The organism is Ruminococcus sp. AM43-6 (assembly GCF_003461785.1).
Taxonomy (GTDB): Bacteria; Bacillota; Clostridia; order Oscillospirales; family Ruminococcaceae; genus Hominimerdicola; species Hominimerdicola aceti.
Genome location: NZ_QTXU01000010.1, coordinates 41820 through 61207 on the forward strand (window position 1 = coordinate 41820; position 19388 = coordinate 61207).

Annotated in this window: 18 protein-coding genes; 7 read left to right on the forward strand and 11 right to left on the reverse strand. The window is 41.6% G+C overall.

From position 1 onward, the window contains the following. Positions 1–19: 19 nt before the first annotated feature. On the forward strand, positions 20–1351 hold the full coding sequence (locus tag DW938_RS07340) for a sensor histidine kinase (protein WP_022287706.1): 1332 nt from the start codon (positions 20–22) through the stop codon (positions 1349–1351). Positions 1352–1444: 93 nt separating this feature from the next. Here the strand turns inward: DW938_RS07340 and DW938_RS07345 are convergent, their stop codons facing one another. The 5 genes from DW938_RS07345 to ptsP all read right to left on the reverse strand — a co-directional run bounded on the left by DW938_RS07345 (position 1445) and on the right by ptsP (position 7420). Then, entirely contained in the window at positions 1445–2296 is an 852-nt protein-coding gene (locus tag DW938_RS07345; RefSeq protein WP_022287705.1) for a putative manganese transporter, read from the reverse strand. 179 nt (positions 2297–2475) lie between these two features. Continuing rightward, the gene (locus DW938_RS07350; RefSeq protein ID WP_118124361.1) at positions 2476–3798 is read right to left on the reverse strand and encodes an ABC transporter permease; all 1323 of its coding nucleotides are present in this window, start codon (positions 3796–3798) and stop codon (positions 2476–2478) included. Continuing rightward, a complete protein-coding gene (locus DW938_RS07355) occupies positions 3791–4747 on the reverse strand; it encodes an ABC transporter ATP-binding protein (protein ID WP_242992439.1) in 957 nt (318 codons plus the stop codon). Before DW938_RS07355 ends, DW938_RS07350 begins: the two co-directional genes overlap by 8 nt. Next, positions 4740–5471 (reverse strand): hypothetical protein, encoded by a 732-nt coding sequence (locus DW938_RS07360; protein ID WP_118124362.1) that lies wholly within the window; start codon positions 5469–5471, stop codon positions 4740–4742. The genes DW938_RS07355 and DW938_RS07360 overlap by 8 nt, the downstream gene beginning before the upstream one ends. A gap of 281 nt (positions 5472–5752) precedes the next feature. Further along, complete coding sequence (gene ptsP, locus DW938_RS07365; RefSeq protein ID WP_118124363.1) at positions 5753–7420, reverse strand: phosphoenolpyruvate--protein phosphotransferase; 1668 nt, start codon at positions 7418–7420, stop codon at positions 5753–5755. A gap of 256 nt (positions 7421–7676) precedes the next feature. Here ptsP and DW938_RS07370 point away from each other — a divergent pair, with 256 nt between their 5' ends. Next, positions 7677–8024 carry a sigma-70 family RNA polymerase sigma factor gene (locus tag DW938_RS07370; RefSeq protein ID WP_118124364.1) on the forward strand — a complete coding sequence of 116 codons (348 nt, stop codon included), beginning with the start codon at positions 7677–7679 and terminating at the stop codon, positions 8022–8024. Positions 8025–8218: 194 nt separating this feature from the next. Next, on the forward strand, positions 8219–8620 hold the full coding sequence (locus tag DW938_RS07375) for a helix-turn-helix transcriptional regulator (protein WP_242992442.1): 402 nt from the start codon (positions 8219–8221) through the stop codon (positions 8618–8620). On the opposite strand, the gene DW938_RS07380 is transcribed toward DW938_RS07375, so the two are convergent. The 6 genes from DW938_RS07380 to DW938_RS14760 form a co-directional block, all read right to left on the reverse strand. Continuing rightward, the gene (locus DW938_RS07380) at positions 8612–8797 is read right to left on the reverse strand and encodes a hypothetical protein (protein WP_118124366.1); all 186 of its coding nucleotides are present in this window, start codon (positions 8795–8797) and stop codon (positions 8612–8614) included. The genes DW938_RS07375 and DW938_RS07380 overlap by 9 nt on opposite strands. A 129-nt stretch (positions 8798–8926) precedes the next feature. Next, on the reverse strand, positions 8927–9535 hold the full coding sequence (locus DW938_RS07385; protein WP_118124367.1) for a recombinase family protein: 609 nt from the start codon (positions 9533–9535) through the stop codon (positions 8927–8929). Between the two features lie 115 nt (positions 9536–9650). After that, the gene (locus tag DW938_RS07390; RefSeq protein WP_118124368.1) at positions 9651–10331 is read right to left on the reverse strand and encodes a hypothetical protein; all 681 of its coding nucleotides are present in this window, start codon (positions 10329–10331) and stop codon (positions 9651–9653) included. Between the two features lie 819 nt (positions 10332–11150). Beyond that, positions 11151–11504 carry a hypothetical protein gene (locus DW938_RS07395; RefSeq protein WP_118124369.1) on the reverse strand — a complete coding sequence of 118 codons (354 nt, stop codon included), beginning with the start codon at positions 11502–11504 and terminating at the stop codon, positions 11151–11153. Between the two features lie 106 nt (positions 11505–11610). Beyond that, positions 11611–13389 carry a sigma-70 family RNA polymerase sigma factor gene (locus DW938_RS07400; protein ID WP_118124370.1) on the reverse strand — a complete coding sequence of 593 codons (1779 nt, stop codon included), beginning with the start codon at positions 13387–13389 and terminating at the stop codon, positions 11611–11613. Further along, positions 13337–13507 (reverse strand): hypothetical protein, encoded by a 171-nt coding sequence (locus tag DW938_RS14760; protein ID WP_181984388.1) that lies wholly within the window; start codon positions 13505–13507, stop codon positions 13337–13339. Before DW938_RS14760 ends, DW938_RS07400 begins: the two co-directional genes overlap by 53 nt. A gap of 256 nt (positions 13508–13763) precedes the next feature. On the opposite strand from DW938_RS14760, the gene DW938_RS07410 reads away from it, so the two are divergent. The 4 genes from DW938_RS07410 to DW938_RS07425 all read left to right on the forward strand — a co-directional run bounded on the left by DW938_RS07410 (position 13764) and on the right by DW938_RS07425 (position 19129). Further along, the gene (locus DW938_RS07410; RefSeq protein WP_118124372.1) at positions 13764–14105 is read left to right on the forward strand and encodes a helix-turn-helix transcriptional regulator; all 342 of its coding nucleotides are present in this window, start codon (positions 13764–13766) and stop codon (positions 14103–14105) included. Positions 14106–15037: 932 nt separating this feature from the next. After that, positions 15038–16930: a DNA adenine methylase gene (locus tag DW938_RS07415; protein ID WP_118124373.1), complete on the forward strand. Its 1893-nt coding sequence runs from the start codon at positions 15038–15040 to the stop codon at positions 16928–16930. Positions 16931–16992: 62 nt separating this feature from the next. Continuing rightward, positions 16993–18828 carry a recombinase family protein gene (locus DW938_RS07420; RefSeq protein ID WP_118124374.1) on the forward strand — a complete coding sequence of 612 codons (1836 nt, stop codon included), beginning with the start codon at positions 16993–16995 and terminating at the stop codon, positions 18826–18828. Continuing rightward, complete coding sequence (locus DW938_RS07425; RefSeq protein WP_022287558.1) at positions 18782–19129, forward strand: sigma-70 family RNA polymerase sigma factor; 348 nt, start codon at positions 18782–18784, stop codon at positions 19127–19129. Before DW938_RS07420 ends, DW938_RS07425 begins: the two co-directional genes overlap by 47 nt. Positions 19130–19388: the final 259 nt, after the last annotated feature.

A 19388-nucleotide genomic window follows, 5' to 3' on the forward strand; every position in this document is an offset into this window, starting at 1 on the left:
AGCTTGAGGGGTGAGGGGTTTGGATAAGAAAAAGACCAAAAATAAAACAAGTTTGCAGTTCAAGCTGACTCTTATGTTTTTCTTTGTGATGCTGGTGTCGGCTTCTATATCGGTGTCAGTGCTTGTAATGGTGTGCAGTCCTGTAATGAAAAGCAATGCCGAACAGCAGTTAGTGGAGCTTTCCATGGCAATGGATCAGCTTGAAGAAAAGGGCGGTTTTACTGTGGACGAGATAGTTTCCATTGTGAACAATTCAGCCTATAGTCTATCAGTGGTGGATAAAAACGATTCAAGAGTACACGACCATTTTGCAGATATCGTGCATAAGGGATATTATGTGTCCTCAGAGGGTGTTGTGCCTAACGCAACTATAATCTCCCAGGTCTATGATAAGTTCGTTATCATAGACAGCTTTTCAAGCGACAGCGTTTACTGGGTAGTAAACCTTGTTGTCATCATAGCTTTTATGGTCTGTATCGTTATCGGTACTATTATAACAGCGTTCATGAGTCGAAGCATTATACAGCCTATACGAGATCTTAGTGCGGCGGCGGCTGAGATAGCAAAGGGCAATTTTAAGGTAAGAGTAAGAGAGCCGTCTGATCCTGAATACAGCATACTTGCACAGAACTTTAACAAAATGGCTGAGGAGCTTGCAGGTACGGAAACGCTGAGAGGCGATTTTATCTCAAACGTTTCCCACGAGTTCAAAACGCCCCTGGCTTCCATACAGGGCTTTGCAAAGCTTCTGCAATCTGACGATATAACCGAGCAGGAACGTGAGGAATACACGCAGATAATAATCGACGAAACATCACGGCTTTCAAAGCTTTCGTCAAATATTTTGAGGCTCACAAAGCTTGAAAATCAGAAAACAGTGGGCAAAAAGACAAGATTTTCTCTTGACGAGCAGATAAGAAAAATACTTCTTGTGCTTGAACCTGAGTGGTCGAAGAAAAAAATCGACCTTGATATCGACCTTGAGGATATCATGTATGTGGGCAGTGAGGAGCTTATGGCGCAGATATGGCAGAATATCATCAACAACGCTATCAAGTTCACCCCGGAGGGCGGAAAGATAAGCGTGAAGCTTTTCCGCAACGAGAAGAATATTTCGGCGGAGATATGGGACAACGGTCCGTCTATAGCCCCTGACGTAAAGGCGAAGATATTTGATAAGTTTTATCAGGGCGACCGCTCCCGTGCAACAGAGGGCAACGGTCTTGGACTTGCACTTGTAAAAAGGATAATCGAGCTTTCCGAGGGCAGCATAGAGGTAGAAAACGATATGAAAAAAGGCGGCGTTTGCTTCCGCATAAGCCTGCCTTATCTTATTGAGGATATGATGTAGTGTAGGGGCAACCCGTTATACATACGAAGATTTTTTTGCAAACAAAAAGGAGCAGTTCATTGCGAATTGCTCCTTTTATCTGTCTATCATATTTTAGAACAGACTTGCCACAAAGCCTGCTGCCACACCGAAAACATAAAGTATTCCCATTATGGCGAAATTCTCTTTCATGTTGTGCTTGTTGGTCTTGAAAAGCACCAGAAGTCCCACTCCTGCTCCTGTGCAAAGTCCTGCGATAAGCGAGCCGAAGCTCACAACGCCCTCGATATAAAGCTGAGTGAGAACAACAGAAGCCGCACAGTTCGGGATAAAGCCTATTATGCCTGCTATGAACGGCTGAACTATGCTGTCAGACATAAGCAGGGTCTTTACTGTGTCCTCTCCTGCAAACTCCATTACCGCACCGAGAATAAGGTTTACCGCAAATATAAAAAGTATTATGCTTACAGTGTGGTGAAGTGCCGAGTGCAAAATACTGTGGTGTTCACAGTCGCAGTCCTCACAAATCTCCTTGAAAGGCTCTTCGTCCTGTTTTTTGCCCATAAGCTTTAAGATAAGGTCAACAAGCACACCTGCTATTATAGCCACCGCTACCTTTATAAGAATAAGCTGCCAAAGCTTGCCGGCAAATGCAGGGTTTGCTATCATCATTGGTATTGCCTCGTCGCTTGTGGCAAGGTATACCGAAATGAGAGTTCCCATTGTGATCAGCCTGCCTGAGTAAAGGTTGGAAGCCACAACGGAAAATCCGCACTGGGGCACTGCTCCTAGTATGCTTCCTCCTATCGCACCAAAAGGTCCCATTTTTCTAAGAGCCTTTCCAAGCTTGTCGGCAGAACGATGCTCTATATACTCTATAAGCAGATAAACTCCGAACAGAAAAGGCAGGATCTTAAGGCTGTCTATTAATGCATCAAGAAAAACGTCAACTAAAGTTTCAAACATATATCTATCTCCTGTAAAATATCCATTAAAACGATCTCTGTATCAACTCGACTATTATACAATATTTATTCACCCTTGTCAATCTTATGTTTATATGATAATCTGTTCATTTGTTTACTCTTTTCAGCAACAAAAAAACGAGCGAAATTTCTTCGCCCGTTTGATGTTTTTATTCTGTTTTATACAGAACGCTTTGTAAAGCCGTCCCATGCGGTGAGCAGGAACACCACCATGTGTGCTATAAGAACGCCTACGGCAAAGGTCAGGCTGTGCTGGGCAAATATTGAGTAGCCCTTTGAGATAGAAGCAAGGTCTGTGTTTGCGAATACAAGGAATCTTGCCCAATCCTGTCCAAGCTGACCCAAAAGCTGTGTGACCGTTGAGCCTATGCACATTGTGAATACGCTGACGCCGATAGCAAGGGCTGTGCTTCTTACAAGTGACGAGATAGCAAACGCCAGTGTTGACATTACCACCATTTCAACGCTTTTCATCAGATATTGCTCTGCCGCATAAAGCAGTGTAGGCATTTCCTTTACCTCGCCGCCGCTTACATAGATATAAGGCGTTGAGAAGCCGTCAAAGCCGAGCATAAGCCCTGTAATAGGTATCATCACCACGAAAAGTATGCAAAGCATTATGTAACCCACTGTGATGACAGTGAAGTATTTTGACATGAGTATCTTCCAGCGTTTAACAGGGTTTATAAGCAGGAACTTGACAGTTCCCTGTGAAAATTCAGAGGATACAATGCCGCCTGCGATAACGATAGCAAGCAGTGCGACTACTGTCACAAGGGAAGTGCTTGTGAGAAACACTGTCCAGAATGTTATCTGCTCAGGCTCGCTTGTTTCAAACAGCGACATCTGGTTTGCCGTGTTGTCGAGCTTATCATTGTCAAGCTGATAGAGTGCAAGTTTTATATTATCCTCCAGCTTTGCTCTGCTGTTCTGTCCGTCAGACTTTGCGTCGCCCATGGTCGCAATGGTGTTTTTTGCGTTTGCAACTGTCATGATAAGATCGTTTTTCTTCTCGTTTGACTTGTCAAAGGAAATATCCTTGTCCAACCTGTATTGATATTCCCACTTTTCGCCTTCCGAGAGTATTTCATTATCCAGCCTGTATTGACAGAAGCCACGCCAATCGTTGTCGTCAAGATACTTCTTTATCCCTGACATATCACCGGTGCCGTCTGCGAATATGGCTGACAGTACATCATATCTCCAATCATCGCTGTCGATATCGTTGTCGATTAGATACTGCCACATTGCGATCTCGTTAGGGTCGCCGTTTGTGTCTTTGAGCCAATCTATGTTTTGCTGATAATCACCAGTTGCGTCATAGCTTGAATAGTTATTGCTCTCCATGTTGTGCTTTGCAAAAAGTGCAATGCCTGAAAGTCCAAGCGCACATATTATTATAAGCACGATCATTATTTTTGTGGATAACTTTTTGAAAACCTTTATGTACTCGTTTTTCACAAGTCTGAAAAATCTAGCCAATCTGTACGCCCCCTTCCTTTCCTCCTGTAAGCTCGATGAATACGTCCTCAAGCTTCTTGTTCTCTCTGCGGTGAACAGTGTAAAGTGAAACTCCGCCCTCGATAAGCGTCTTGTTCACCGAGGCTATCTTTTTCTTCTCTATCTCCACAGGGATAGAAAGAACAACTGCACTTGTTTCCTTGTCGATACGCTTGCCCTCGTCTGCGAGATTTATAAGACCCATAGCCTTTTGCGGGTCGTCAACTTCAAGTACATATTCAGCAATTGAGCTGTCAGACTGTGAGATAAGCTCCTCCATTGTGTATGAGCCTATCATTTTTCCGTTTGCGATAATGCCCACTCTGTCGCACATCATTTCCATTTCGCTCATGAGATGTGACGATACCACAACGCAAGTGCCTTCCTTGTGGGCAAGCTCTTTGAGTATGTCACGAAGTTCTTTTATACCCTGCGGGTCAAGACCGTTTGTAGGCTCGTCAAGGATAAGAAGCTTTGGTCTGTGCAGGATAGCCTGCGCAACGCCAAGACGCTGACGCATACCCAGAGAGTATTTCGACACCTTGTCATCAATGCGGTTTGAAAGCCTTACAAGCTCCACCACCTCTTTGATACGCTCCTCAGTTACTCCCTCTCTCATTCTTGCATACTGACGTAGGTTTTCAAGTCCCGAGAGATATTTATACATTTCAGGGTTCTCAACAATGCCGCCCACGTTCGCCATTGCTCCCTCAAAGTCTTTTCTTATATCCTTTCCGTCAATGGATATCTCACCCTCGTCAAGCTGTAAAAGCCCTACGGCTATCTTTATAGTCGTGGTCTTTCCTGCGCCGTTAGGACCGAGAAAGCCGTAGACCTCGCCACTGTAACACTCCATATCTATGCTGTGAAGTATCTGCTTTTTGCCAAGGGTCTTGTTAAGCCCCTTTATCTTTAGAATAGTATCACTCAACGCTGTCTGCCCCCTCGCTGTCGGTATTTTCTGCACTGCTGTCCGGAACTATCTCAGACTCAGCCTTGCTTTCATCAGCCACGCTGTCACTGTTGTTATCATCAAAGTTGTAATCCTCGCCATATCCGTAGTCGCTGGACGTTGCTATCTTCCAGCCGTCAGAGGTACGCAAAAGATAAAATTCAGCATTTTCATAACTGAAAATCGCCTTGTATGAAGATGTGCTAGGCTCATAGTTGTCGGAATTTGTGTAGTTACCGCTTGTCATGGTGCTTATGCCGTTGGTTGTGAGAAAAGTTGGGTCGCCCTTTGATACGTCATAGCACACATTGTATATCATAGTGACCTTTGCTCCGTCAGCTCCACTCTTGTTTATTGACATCTCTTTTATGTCATACTCAGCCGAGGTGATATCTCCCCCCTGCGCTGCAACTTCAGCCTGGTTTATTTCCTCCAGAAGTCCTGACTTTGACGAAGCGTACTCATTGTCAGATGTGGTGTAGTCAGCATAATGCTTATTCACAAAATCTGTCAGCTGACTTTTTAACTTATCACTGCTTCCAACGTTTGCACTTGTCAAGTCTGCGATATAATCCCTCATGGTCTGTTCTATCTCAGGCTTGGAAGTCTTGAACTGGTTGTTATCATACACTGTGTAGCATACAACGCCCAGCGCAAGCACACCGCCAAGAACCAGACCTCTGTTTATGTTTCTTAGTTTCACTGTTTCTCCTCCTTGTGTTTTACCTTTTTCAGACGTATTATTGGTGTCGTATATAAGTTTATCATAGCCCTTTCCAACTGTCAACCGCTTTAAGAAACGCTTAAGATTTTCATAAGACAACCATACAGACCATAAGATAAAATACGTTCTTTGTTTAAATATCTGTAGTGGCGAACAGTTCGCTCTCCTTATTAGCGTATTTGCAAGCAAAGCAAAAAGGTGGTGGAACACGCACGATAACGTATCCCACCGCCTGTATGAAATGAGGAAAATTATCCTTTTTATAAAAACAGCTTCAGGTCATTCTCTGCCTTTTTCGGGTCTTTAAGACTTATGCTCCTTACCGCCTTTCTCAGTGGCAGTATCCTTGACGGAACTACCGACAGCATATCCACATCAAGCTCCAGAAATATCTCTGTGAGCGTTGGGTCGCCTGCTATCTCACCGCAAATGCCTGCTTTTATGCTGTTTGCATGGGCGTTGTCGCACACCATTTTTATCATTCTCAGCAGTGCCCTGTGATTTTTCGGGGACACCCTGTCATAACATGGGTTCTGCCTGTCAAGACCGAAAGCGAACTGTTCAAGGTCGTTGGTGCCAATGTTGAAAAAATCCACCTCTTTGGCTATGATATCGCTTGTCATCACCGCCGCAGGGGTCTCTATCATTGCCCCGAGCTTAACATTGTCGGCAAATTTCTTGCCCTCTTTTATAAGCTCTGCCTTGACCTGCACGATAAGCTCTTTCACCCTCAGTATCTCGCTCACGTCTATGACCATAGGCAGAAGTATTGAAAGCTGTCCGTAAACAGACGCTCTGTATAACGCCCTTAGCTGTGTTTTGAATATGCTTTCTCTTTCAAGACAAAATCGTATGCCTCTACAGCCCATAGAGGGATTTCTCTCAGCAATCATGTCTGCACAATCAGGTATCTTGTCTGCACCAATATCATAAGTGCCTATTATGACCTCTTTACCCTCCATTGCCTCCAATGCCTTGCGGTAGGTGTAAAACTGAAAATCCTCGTCAGGGAAAGCAGGTCTGTCAAAGCACATAAACTCCGTTCTGAAAAGACCTATCCCACCTGCGTCGTTTTTTACCGCCGATTCAAGCTCCTCAGAGTTGAGTATATTCGCATATATCTTTATCTCATGTCCGTCACGAGTGATGTTTTTTCTGCCTTTGAGCCTTGTGAGAAGTTCCTTTTTCCTGCCCTCAACGGCTTCCTTGTATTCAAGTTGTCTGAGCGTATGCTCGTCAGGCTCTATGTAAAGCGTTCCGCTGTAGCCGTCAAGGACGGCTTCCTTGCCCTCGTATTCGTCAGAAAGCTCCGTTCCAACGTTCACAATGGCAGGTATGCCAAGATTTTTCGCAAGTATCGCAGTATGAGAGTTCACAGAACCGGACCTTGTGCAGAAGCCCTTTATCTTCGTCTTGTCCATGAGCAGGGTTTCTGAGGGCATAAGGTCACCGGTGCAGATAATGGCGTTCTCTCTGAGTATGGGAAGCTTGTCGGCGCAGTTTAATATGTGTCTTAAAAGTCTGTTTGAAACGTCCTTGACGTCAGCCGCTCTGCTTTGCATATATTCGCTGTCCATTTGTGCCAGCATCTCCGCAAAGCTTCTTGAAGTGCTTGCAACTGCATAATCGGCATTGAAATGCTCGTCAAGTATCTTTGTGCGAATACTGCTGTCGTATTGCTCGTCGGTGATAAGCATTTGGTGTATCACAAATATTTGAGCGTCGCTTTCCCCAACGCTTAACCTTGCACGGTCATAAAGCTCCCCAAGCTCCACAAGAGCAGCGTTTTTAGCCTTGACATATTTTTTGTATTCAAGTTCAGGGTCGGACACTTTTATCTTGTTGATGATAAATTCGTCACGATGATAAAAGGTCAGCTTTCCTCTTGCAATGCTTCCGAATACCGATCGTCCTTTTATGCTTGTCATGAGCGCTCACCCCCAAAAAACATACCTATCTGATATAATTATATCATCATTTGATTAACGATAAAAGTAAAATGCCGTCTGTTTACAAAATATTAATAATATTCGTGATTTTAGCAAACAAGACAATCAATATTTCAGCAAATTTAACAAATCAGAAACATTTTGCGACCTTATGTCAAAATCAGAATAGTACAATCCCTGAAGCACATATGATTAAAAAGCGTATGAGCGATACTTTATATAAGGAGGGACAAATATGTTTTCAGCACTGTTTGATCTGCTTACGGGAAATTTTCTATTTTTCGCACTGCATTTTGACAGCCGCAGCGTGTTTCCAAAACCGCTTTCGGCGAAGGAGGAGCGTGAGTGTTTTGAGAGAATGGCGCAGGGTGACAAGGCGGCAAAGGATAAGCTTATCGAACACAATCTCCGTCTTGTGGCACACATTATAAAAAAGTATTATTCAAATTCCACAGATCAGGAGGACCTTATCTCTATCGGCACTATCGGTCTAATAAAAGCTGTGTCAACATTTGACCACAAGAAAGGCTGCCGCTTCGCCACCTATGGGAGCAGGTGCGTGGAGAACGCAACACTAACATAAAGTCGTATTTTTATCACGATGTTGCAAAGGATAGTCCATCTGGGCGGCATTGGCGAATTTATAAGGCATTCAGCAACAACTTCTTCGTCTTTTATTCAAATGACAAAATACCCCTGTTCACTCCTGTATACATTCACACCATCTCTATTCATAACCCTTTTCCTAAGCACAAGAATGTTGACTATGTGCATAAGATGCAGAGTTCTGAAAGCCCAGAAACGGTTTCGGACAAGCTTAAATTTTACCGCTGCAAAAACGGCTATCTTCAAAGCGAAATTGCCGATTACATTAATGTTGACAGAACAACCTATATAAGATATGAGGAGAACGTATTAAGTGTATATCCTATCGATAAGATCATTTTACTTGCAAAATTATATGAGGTGGACGTTTGCGACTTGCTGGACGATTATAACAAATTCTTATATAACGATCAAGGCAAGCAAATAAAAAAGCTGCGTAAACGATTATCGCTTACGCAGCTCAAAATGGCTGAATTATTGAACGTGGGTCACTCGACCCTTAAACAATGGGAGTACAATAAAGCCAATATGACCCAAGAAAACTACCTCAAAATAAAAAGCTATTTAGACTGAGGTGACATTGGTCTGTAATGCTGAAATTACTGCCTGCAAAACATCTTCACGTTTCTTGGCTTCGGGAACATTTCTCGTTATGTAATTCTTGATGATGTGTCCGTGTAGATTTGTGACACGCTTTTGCAGCTCAAGAACTCCCGACTCGGTTTCTGGTTCGTGTACAACAATTCTCATTTAGATTACCTCTCCTATAAACATATTTATACGAAAAGCTCGTCCGATATGCATACTTCTGCCGATTTCGTACACCAGAAATATTTCATCTCAGGTTTCATCACGTTGTACACTTTTCATCTCGATTTATTATTTCATCTCAGCGTTTTTATCGGCGTTCTTAAGCTTATAGAACGATGTCTTCTTTAATCTCAGCTTTTTCATCGCCTCAACAGCTGTTATCTCACCCCGATCAAGAGCAATTATCACACTATTCCAGTTGGAAGGTTTGTTTACCTTAGGTCTGCCAAATTTTTTGCCTTGCTTTTTGGCAATGGCGATACCCTCTGCTTGTCGCTTTCTGATTTTTAGCCGCTCCTGCTCTGCCATACTGGAAAGCACCTCGATCAGCACGGCGGTTATCATATCGCCTACCCATTTATTCTCATTTTCGTATGTTATTTTAGTGGTGGGAATATCAAGTATTACTACCTTAATTTTCATTTGCTGATAGTATTCAAGCTCGGCTTTTATGTCAGACTTATTTCTCGACAGGCGATCTAACTCCTTGATTACCAGCGTATCGTCCTCACGGAGAATAGCGTTTCTCAAAATCTGATACTGTTCACGCTGGAGATTTTTCCCCGACTCCTTATCAATGTAAATGCAGCTATCGGCAACGCCGTACTCTTTCAAGGCGGCAAGCTGCCTGTCTTCGTTCTGCTGCTTAGTTGATACCCTCGCATACCCAAACACCATAAAAATTGTCCTCCTGTTCGTAAAAGTTCACTTTATATACGAACGTCCGCAAAGTCAAAAACACAGACTTTGCGGACGTTTTCTTTGTAGTTCGTAAATGTATAGTTTTTCAAACTTACTTCTTGCCAATGTTTTTGTTCTGAAGTCGGAAAATGAGATTTACCACATCTTCCTTTGTGTAGCCGCTGCCCTTGGTGGAAGTACCCGACAGGATCTCTAGCAGAAACGTGAGCTTGTCGGGATTGACCCTTGAACACTTTAGCGACATTCGCACAAGATCGTACCTTGCGAGAAACTCAAGTTCACGCAGGCATTGACTCAGGTTGTACACCTGAGTAGATGTTCTCCCGTTCTTCAGAAACATCTCCATAACCTTTTCAGGTATCCAGTTGCTGGCTGTCTCGTACCCGTAAAGATGGTAATGGAGTTTGCAGCACAGCTTGAAAAGATCATTGGAATTTCCGTTGCGGATAACAGCAATGCAGTCCTTGCCAATAATTGAATAGATCTTTCTGCTGGCATAGCTACGCAGACTTCTTACGGTGCTAGGTGAAATACTCAGCACCGTTGCCGCCTGAGAGTCAGACATTCTCGCCACATTAACGAGATCTCTCGCTCTCTTGCTCTGACACCACTTGCAGCTGCTTATATACTGCCAAAGCTTATTTGCGGCAATGACTCGCTCTTGGGTAAAGTACCCTGCTTGCCTTGTCTGCAAGGCTAACTTTTTGTCGTAATTAATGTCTTTGAGCAGGGTTAAGCACTCTGCAAAAATCGACCTTTGTTTCACAGGCATATTAATCGCCTCCCTATAAAATTTTGCCCCAGAGAATCCAGAGCGGACAGCCGTGAATTTCAGGTTATTGATTTTAAATTCAACGCATCCGTTCACTCTGGAGCTACTAATATAATCGCAGCTTAGCATCTTCAAAATTAATATCAAAATATTTTTAAAATTTCTTGATCGGAAATTTGATCTGTATTTTCATCAATCTCAGCTCTTTTATTTGCAAAAGTGGCATTTAGCGTTTATCGCAAACAGGTCTTGGCTAATGGCGAAACAGCTTGCAAATTTCCACTTGGCTTGGCTGCAAAAAGTTTTGCTTAAAACGATAAAAGATTAACTGATTTCGTTGTTGCTTGCAGACGATCTACTGTCCCAAACGGTCGCAAGATACCCCCACCCACGCCGTAAGCCGCTGAGTGCCGCCGTGTCGAGCTGCAGCAATGCCGTAGGGTAAACATACCCAAGCAGCGGAGCAAAAGCCGTGTACGCCGCCGTGTGCGGCTGTGGCGGCAAAAGGAAAAAAGCACAGCCAGACCGCAGGAAAAATGCCGTCAAGCCGTGCTCTTTTTATTTAGTAGTACCCATAGATAGTGAATTTTTTAGTTTAGATGCAATTCAAATCTCCAAAATTACGAATAAATCTCACCCGAAAATCTACCCGGATTTTGCAGGGCGGCTAATAATGCAAAATAGCTGCTGAAAACCACCCTAAAATCGGTCTGCGGCGATAAATGCACTCCCTTGATACCCCATATTGCTAAAATCCAATGGTGCAAGAGTTTTCGCCAACAGGACTTGATTTGATGCTGTTTATCTGCTAATTTTGTATCAAAGAAGAGGTGTGATACCCAAACCTAATGGTACTCGTGCCATTATTAAGTAGGTGTTGTCGAGGTCTTGAGATATGTGCTCGACTACTTCAGCACTCAACATATCAGCTCTATCTATTATAATCAATTTATCTGACAGGGAAGTTAAATCCCTCACTGAGTTTACGCCTCTTTCAAATACGACTACATCTGGGTGAGGATTTCCGTTTCTTATAAGATTGCACATATATGTCTTACCTGTTGCGGCTGCACCTCTAACTACATTTATTCTACCCCTGAACTGTATATCAAAGGTCACTACTTCTCCTGATGATACTACCAGATGCCTCGTTTTCTTATCGTAACTTATCATACTTTCAATCCTCTCTTTAAAGAAAAGAGAGCGAACTCTCTGAAAGAAATCGCTCTCGTTTTCAATATATCTAAACTGGAGTAGATATGACTAACTCAAAGGTAGACTAAATAGTGGTTATCTCGCCGTTAGGATATACAACATACCAATAATCGTATCCCCAACCAAACGGGTCGCCGTACTGTCTAGTACCTGTTCCTTCAGTATTTCCACCTGGAGTCGTGCCATCATCTATTGTGCCCCTGTGATGCCCGTCATCATCATCCCATGTCCAAACCTGACCACCACCGCCAGAACCTGAGTTGCCTCCACCATTGTTATTGGAGCTACCCCCGCCGTTGTTATTGCTTGAGCCACCACCGTTATTCTGAGAGCCACCGTTACCGTTGCCTCCGTTATTATTGGAGCTGCCTCCGCCGTTGCCGTTATTACTGCCGTTACCGCCGTTGTTATTGGAGCTACCTCCGCCATTGTTATCCAAGTTGCCATTGTTATTGTTGTCAGAGGTCTCCTCCGACTTCTCATCGTCCTTCTTCTCTTCCTCTGGCTTTTCCTTGATGATGAGCTTTGAAGTGGCGGTCACTTCGTTTCCACTGCTGTCCTTAGCCTTGTAGGTGATAGTGTATTCGCCTGCCTTGTAATCGGATTTCTTTGCCTTGCCGTCGAGCTCAGCGGTGAACTCTACACTCTCATCGTAGTTATCCTTCACCGATACCCCTTTCTTGAAATCAGGGAGCTTGTCACCCTCCGTAATTTCATACTTATCCTTGATACCCGTGAATTTAGGCTTCTCACTGTCTACTACCGTTACTGTGATGTTCCAGAGTTCCTCCTCACCTGTGGCAAGCTTGATGTTAAGTGAAATGCTCTGTACGCCCAACTTGTCAAGTGCGATCTTTTCTTCGCCGCTGGCAAATTCAGCTGTGTCGATTTTATCACTGCTCAGCTTTGCAGCAAGTTCAGCTGCGGTCATTTCGCTGCCTGCCTCAAGCTCACATTCAAACACCTTAGGCTCTTTCACCTCAGCCTCAGAGCTGCTTTCCTCAGCTGCGGAAGATACCGAACTTGTGTCCGCAAGGCTGCTTGTTGTGTCTTTCTTGCCCTCGTCATTTCCGCAAGCGGTAAGAAATACCCCTCCTGCTATCGCCAAAGCTGCTGCCGCAACAATAATGTTTCTCGCCATTTTTGATACCCCTCTTTTAATAGATTTTCCAAATAATTTTACTTCAAGTGCCTTAGGCACGTCAGTTTCATTCTCCATACCCTCAAGACCAGCTCTGAGCCAGAAGAACGGAATGATACATCTGAACTTCTTGTTCTCTTCCTTCTCAAGGCGTTCTATCTCGTCACGCATTTTCTTAGACGCTCTGCTGAGCCTGCTTTTCACAGTACCCAAAGAAACTTCAAGCGTGTCTGCTATCTCCTGCAAACTCATTTCATCGTAATACCTGAGTATCACACACATACGCTGCTCCTCAGGCAGGCTTTCAACTACCCTGCGTACACATTCGATAACGTCCTTGTTTTCAAGCAGCTCGTCAGGTATCTCGCCGTCAATGTCCTCAAGCTCGAACTCCTCGCCGTCCTCTGTCATATCTGACAGATATAAAGGTTTTTTCTTTCTAAGATAATTCTTACATCTGTTTGCTACTGTTGTTCTCAGATAAGACTTAAAGCCAGCTGCGTTCTTGATATTGTCTAACTTCTGAAATACACATATGTAGCTGTCGTGAATAATGTCCATTGCTTCCTCATCGCTTTTGACAATGCTCTTAGCAAGGAAAAACATATGCTGACAAGTTTCTGTGTACAGCACTTCTTTAGCCTGCTGATCACCTTGCTTCGCTTTCTCCACCGCTTCGGTGTAATCCACTTCTTCCTTCATTTTCTAAACTACTCCCATCTTCAATGATTTTCCTAAACAATGCCTTTTGCTGATCTTGGGTCAGCTGATACCCATCAGCAAGTTTCCCAAAGATCTTGCAGAGAACTTCTTCATTCATCTGACCACCTCTTGCCCTCTGTGTATATAGACAAATGAGATGCAGAAAAAGTTCCACATTTCTAAAAAAATTTTTCTTCTTTTCCAGTATAACATATTTCTCACTCAAAATCAACACTTTCTTAATAATTAATTTCTTATATGAGTAATATTATTTGAATTATACAACTCATATTTACATCTTCAATTATCTGTCTTATTTCTTTAAAATAATAATATAAAGCAAAGTTAAAGAAACTGACAGGAGAGATACCCAAATGATCAATGAAAACTGGATACTCGTAAAACTTCGTAAGTACCTCACTGACTACGGCTGGAGCATTTATAAGCTTGCCAAAGAGTCTGACATACCATACTCAAGTCTGAATAATATCTTCGTAAGAAATACAATGCCAACTGTGAGTACCCTAATGAAACTCTGTAATGGTCTCGGCGTATCTATGTCGGACTTCTTCAAAGACGATACCCTAGATCAGCCTGTCTCCCACGTTGTCAAGCTCTCTGATGAACAAGCTGAGATACTCACCAAGTACGATAGGCTTTCTGCTAGTGATAAGAAACTCTTAGCTGCGTACCTGTCAGGCTTGGCTAAGGAGTAGGTCTTTTCTTATACCCACCCAACCACCCCTTGATGTGATACTGGAGTTAGCTGACGGTAGAAACTTACTTTGTAAACTGCACCTCGATGGATATTAGCTGTTTAGGGTGCACTCCGTCATATTCTTTAGGGGTTCTCATATCCGTCATACTGTGTTCCTGCAAACATCATTGTACTATATTTTATCTTAGTATTGTTCTTATGCGATTTACAAAACTCGATTTGTAGAAACAGTCCTTGAACATTACTTTAGCTAAAATAAAAAATTATGGAGCCAAAGCCCATGTTTATGGGCTTTCTTACAGCTATTTAGTGATATCATAAGGCAGGTTCAGATGTCAAGCCGCCACCTGAACTAATCCTTACTTACACTTAGCTATTTACATAAATATCCTTAAATATATGGCGTTTCTCGAGCGAAAAATAGAGTATATACTAAAATCTCGCTATAAATTTAAGTCAGATTTCACGCAAAAATCCACCTCAACAAATTATTATTTGCACTAACAAATTTACATATATCACCATGAAAATATGGCTGAACTCGCAAGAAAATATAACAAATCAGGAATTATTATACATATTCACATGAAAGTATGTGTTCTTAACCATATAAGTATTACCTACAATAAATAAGTATGACCTACGAAAAAATAGTTCATACCTCAGCAAAAGGTAAGCCGAACTAATCGGTAGAATAAAATATTAGCCAAAACAAGCCACTTCTTAGGTAGTTGACTCAGATTGCAAATCAAGACAGCCAATGCCGAAAAATGAGGATGACAGTATCAATGCAGCAAACTTATAGGTTAAACTAGCATCTCTATGGTTTCCAAGCAGATATCATATTCACACTTCGGTCAACTCAAGGCTAAACACCATTGGCTTTAAGAATGTATACAAATTAGAATTAAAACAGGGGAGCTTAATATAATGGCAAAAAAGTATTCTGTAAACATCTCAGACAGGTTGCTGGCTGAGATTATAAAAATGCAAAAGGACAAGCAGGCTGACAAAAGTCAAAGCTGCAATGATAATTCTCAAGAAACTCAATTTGACAAATTTACGCCTAGCACAATGAAACACATTATAGAACATTATTTGACGTACTGCCCACACGACTTTATGCCTCGCTTTTTCTTTGATAAAAAAGGAGATACAATTTTTTCAGATCTAGCGTTAAACAATAAATATATTAACCATTTTCAACAGAAACAGAAAAAAGCATCAGGTATTGGCACAGACTTTATAGATATAAATTATTTTTTGACAAAGGGTATTCCCACTCACAAGATCACTTTCTCTGTTCCAGACTATTTGTTGGAAACTCTTTTGTATGTATGCACACCTAAGAGCGAAAATAATAAGCTGCTCACAAGCCAAGCAAAAGCTCTAACATATGCTATTGTATTTTACATTTATGACGGCTACAAACCATTTTCTCGCACACATAAGGGAATGGATATTCACTTATTAAACCTTCTGGGTACAAAGTGGAAAAAGAATATGATATCGACAAATCGCTCCTTGATGTTTGCGAATAAATACACCTATATCATTGATCTATTCGGCGGCGGTCTTGGCTTAACTATGAATGTAACTTCTCAATTCAAGCACTTGATTATTAATGACTTTGATGTTCGTAAGGCAAATTTATTTCTTTGCCTTAAAAATGATCCGATAAGACTTATATGCGAAATTTTAAGGTTTCAATATACAGAAGAAAACTTCAACATAATGAAAGATCAAAAGTATACCGTTGATAAAGATGCTATTGATAGTAATAAGTACAATATTTTTGAGGCGGTGCGATTTCTTTTTCTTAGTGCATTCAGTTATATGTCTGATTGTAAATCTTTTTATAAAAGAAAATCGGTTTTTTCAGAATTAAAACTAATAAAACGAGTTAGTTGTATCCCTATCTATAATGAACGACTGCAAAAGGCTACAATACTGAATGAAGATGCACTTACAATTCTTCACAACCTCGGCGAATATATTCCTCCAAAGAATCAAGCAAGTTCCTTGATCATAGCAGATCCACCTTATTACGAAACAGTACAATATCCAAAAGGAAATGATACTAAACCGACAACATTCAAGCTCGATTTACATAAGGAACTCATCAACCTACTTTTCAGATTTGAAGGCAAATATGTCTATTATTATAGGAATAACGATACTATAAACAAAATCTTCTTTGAAAAAGCAAAACAACTTAAGAATAACGAAATAAGACCTTGTAACAAATGTAAAGACGTATACTACATTAATGTCGATATACCAATGAGGAAAAAACCTGATAAAGACAGCAATGACGAATCCGAAAACAATGCTGAGCTTAACGCCAACGAAGTTGACCCAACTAAAACTAAACTTAATCCCAACACAGAAAGAATAATCACAAATATCGACAATCCATTAAAAGCCGATGTGCTTGGAGCTATATTTGACAAATTCCAAACCAGAGGAAAGACATCAACTCTCAGCTTAAAACCATATACTGAAAATATAAAAGATATATTTAGCGGCAACTTATTCTATGCCATCAGCAAAAAGCACAACAGCAACCTAAGTGATGAACCACTTGAAATTCTCGGCGATTTTTGTAATTTCTTAGAAAAGCAAATAAATCCAGATAAGTCTGGTGTGATTAAGCGTATTCGAAAAGAAGGAAAACAAAATGGCTTATCTGATAGTGAGATTGATAAGCAATGTGAAAATGCAATGAGTGATCTTATAGTATTCTACCATTATTTAAGGTGGATTGAAACACATTTCAAAACTATAAAAAATAAAAGAAAGCTGATTGAAAACAGCGATTGACTTACACCACTTATTGTGGTATGCTGTATGATACCCAATAAAATAAAAAAGGAGAACCTCATATGAGTACAAGCAATACTGACTGCGATAATCGGAAGTACGCCATATATGCCCGTAAATCGAAGTTTACAGCAAAAGGCGAAAGTATAAATCAGCAGATCGACCGCTGTAAACTTCATCTTAGCAGTATGAACGTCGATGAGGAAGATATTATCATATTCGAGGACGAGGGCTATTCTGGCGGCAATACCGACAGACCTCAGTTTAAAGAGATGATGGATATGTGCGAGGATAACAAAATCCAATGCGTAATATGCTATAAGCTCGATAGAATAAGCCGATCTGTGTCAGATTTTACAAATACATTCAACAACTTAGAAAAACACAATATTCGCTTTATCTCCGTCAGCGATGGTCTCAACGGAACTAACAGCCCTATGGATAAGGCAATGATACAGCTTGTAGCCGTGTTTGCCGAACTGGAGCGAAATATAATTGCTGAACGTATTATTGATAATATGACCGAGCTAGCACAGAAAGGTCGGTGGCTCGGCGGCACAACTCCAACGGGTTACAAAAGCGTTGAAACCTTCGGCAGTACTAATAAAGAGGGCAAAGTGCACTACGCCCGAAAGCTCGAGATAGTACCCGAAGAAATGGAACTTGTCAAGAGAATTTATAAGCTTTATCTCAAAACAGAATCCCTCACGGCTGTTCAGGCAATCTTACTTAATGATAACATCAAAACAAAAATGGATAATGAGTACTCACGTTTTGCAGTAAAGGTTATTCTAAGAAATCCCGTATACGCTAAGGCTGATAACGCTGTCCTTAAATTTTTCGAGAATAAAGGTTCAACAATATATGCAGATGACGATGCATTTGACGGAACTAAAGGAATGATGGTTTATAATAAAACCAAGCAAGAAAAGAATACCAGCCATAAAGTTAAACCTTACAATGAATGGATCGTAGCTATTGGCGAACATGATGGTGTTATAGATGGGGCAGACTGGGTAAGGGTTCAAAATATTCTGGATAAAAATAAGGATAAGAACTACAATCGTCCACGCAGCCATTGTGCATTGCTTTCTGGATTGCTCAGATGCAAATGCGGTTCTATAATGTACCCTCGTGTGGCAAAGACTTATAATGAACGAGGAGAAAGAAACTTTGCGTATGCGTGTAAGATGATGCTTAACTCAAATCGACAAAGATGCAATGTGAAACGCATAAACGGCAACTTTCTCGATGATCTTGTCTGGGAGCAAATCAAAGCTCTTACATCGGATAAATCTGAATTGGCAGAGCAGCTAAAAAAGGCACAGGGCAATTTTGAAAGCGACGAACAGCCTGTACTTAAAGAACTGGAGCAGATGAAAAGAAGGCTTAACGACAATAAACAAAAACAAAAGAACCTTATAAATTTTATTGCCAATAATGGAAGTAAAATGTCACCTGAAATGTCCAATGACGCTAATGAGCAATACCGAAAGCTTGAAAACAGCAACAAAGAGATCAGCTCAAAAATAATAAAGCTTGAAGAAGTTGTCGCACAAAGCGAGCAAGCATTTGCTAATTTCAAAGATCTTGCAACTCGCCTAGCTGAATTTTCAGCAGCCTTAGATACCCAAAGCACCTTTGAGGACAAACGATACGCTGTGCGGCAAGTTATAGAACACGCTGAATGGGATGGCGAAAATGTAAAATTATTCTTTGTTGGTAACAAAACAGTAGAACTTCAGGATATAAAGGACGAACTCGCAGACTATAAAAAAGCCCACAGAAAGCGGGCAAAGACAAGCTCTGATGAAAATACGACATTAGGTGAGGATAGCGAACGAGATACTAATGCACTTCCGCTCCCAGAAAAAGTCTGCCAACGATATCCACTTTGACGAGCCTGTTGACTCCGATAAGGACGGCAATCAGCTTTGCCTTATCGACATAATCGCAGACGGAGAGGACGTTGCCGACAAAATAGAGCTTTCCATTCGCAGTGAACAGCTCTACCGCTATATCGAAAGCTCTCTTGATGAGCGTGAAAGACAGATAGTCACTCTGCGCTATGGTCTTTTCGGTCAGCCGCAACTGCCGCAGCGAGAAGTCGCAAAACGCCTTGGTATCTCACGTTCCTATGTTTCAAGGATAGAAAAGAAAGCCTTGAAGCTTCTTAAAGACCGCTTCGATAAGCAGTGATAGGCGTTGACGCAGTAGGGGCGAACAGCGTTCGCCCGCTGATTATCATATCATGTCATGACGTTGTTTTAGCACTCATGAAACTAATATGCTAGCACTCGCATAGCGAGAGTGCTAAAATTCAGCTAATGTTCACAATATCTTCACACAATGAACACATAGCAGGGGTATCATAAAGACAATGAAGAAAGGAAATGATACCAATGGAAGAGCAGAATAAATTATAAAAGCTTACAAGATAAATTAAGATATAACACAT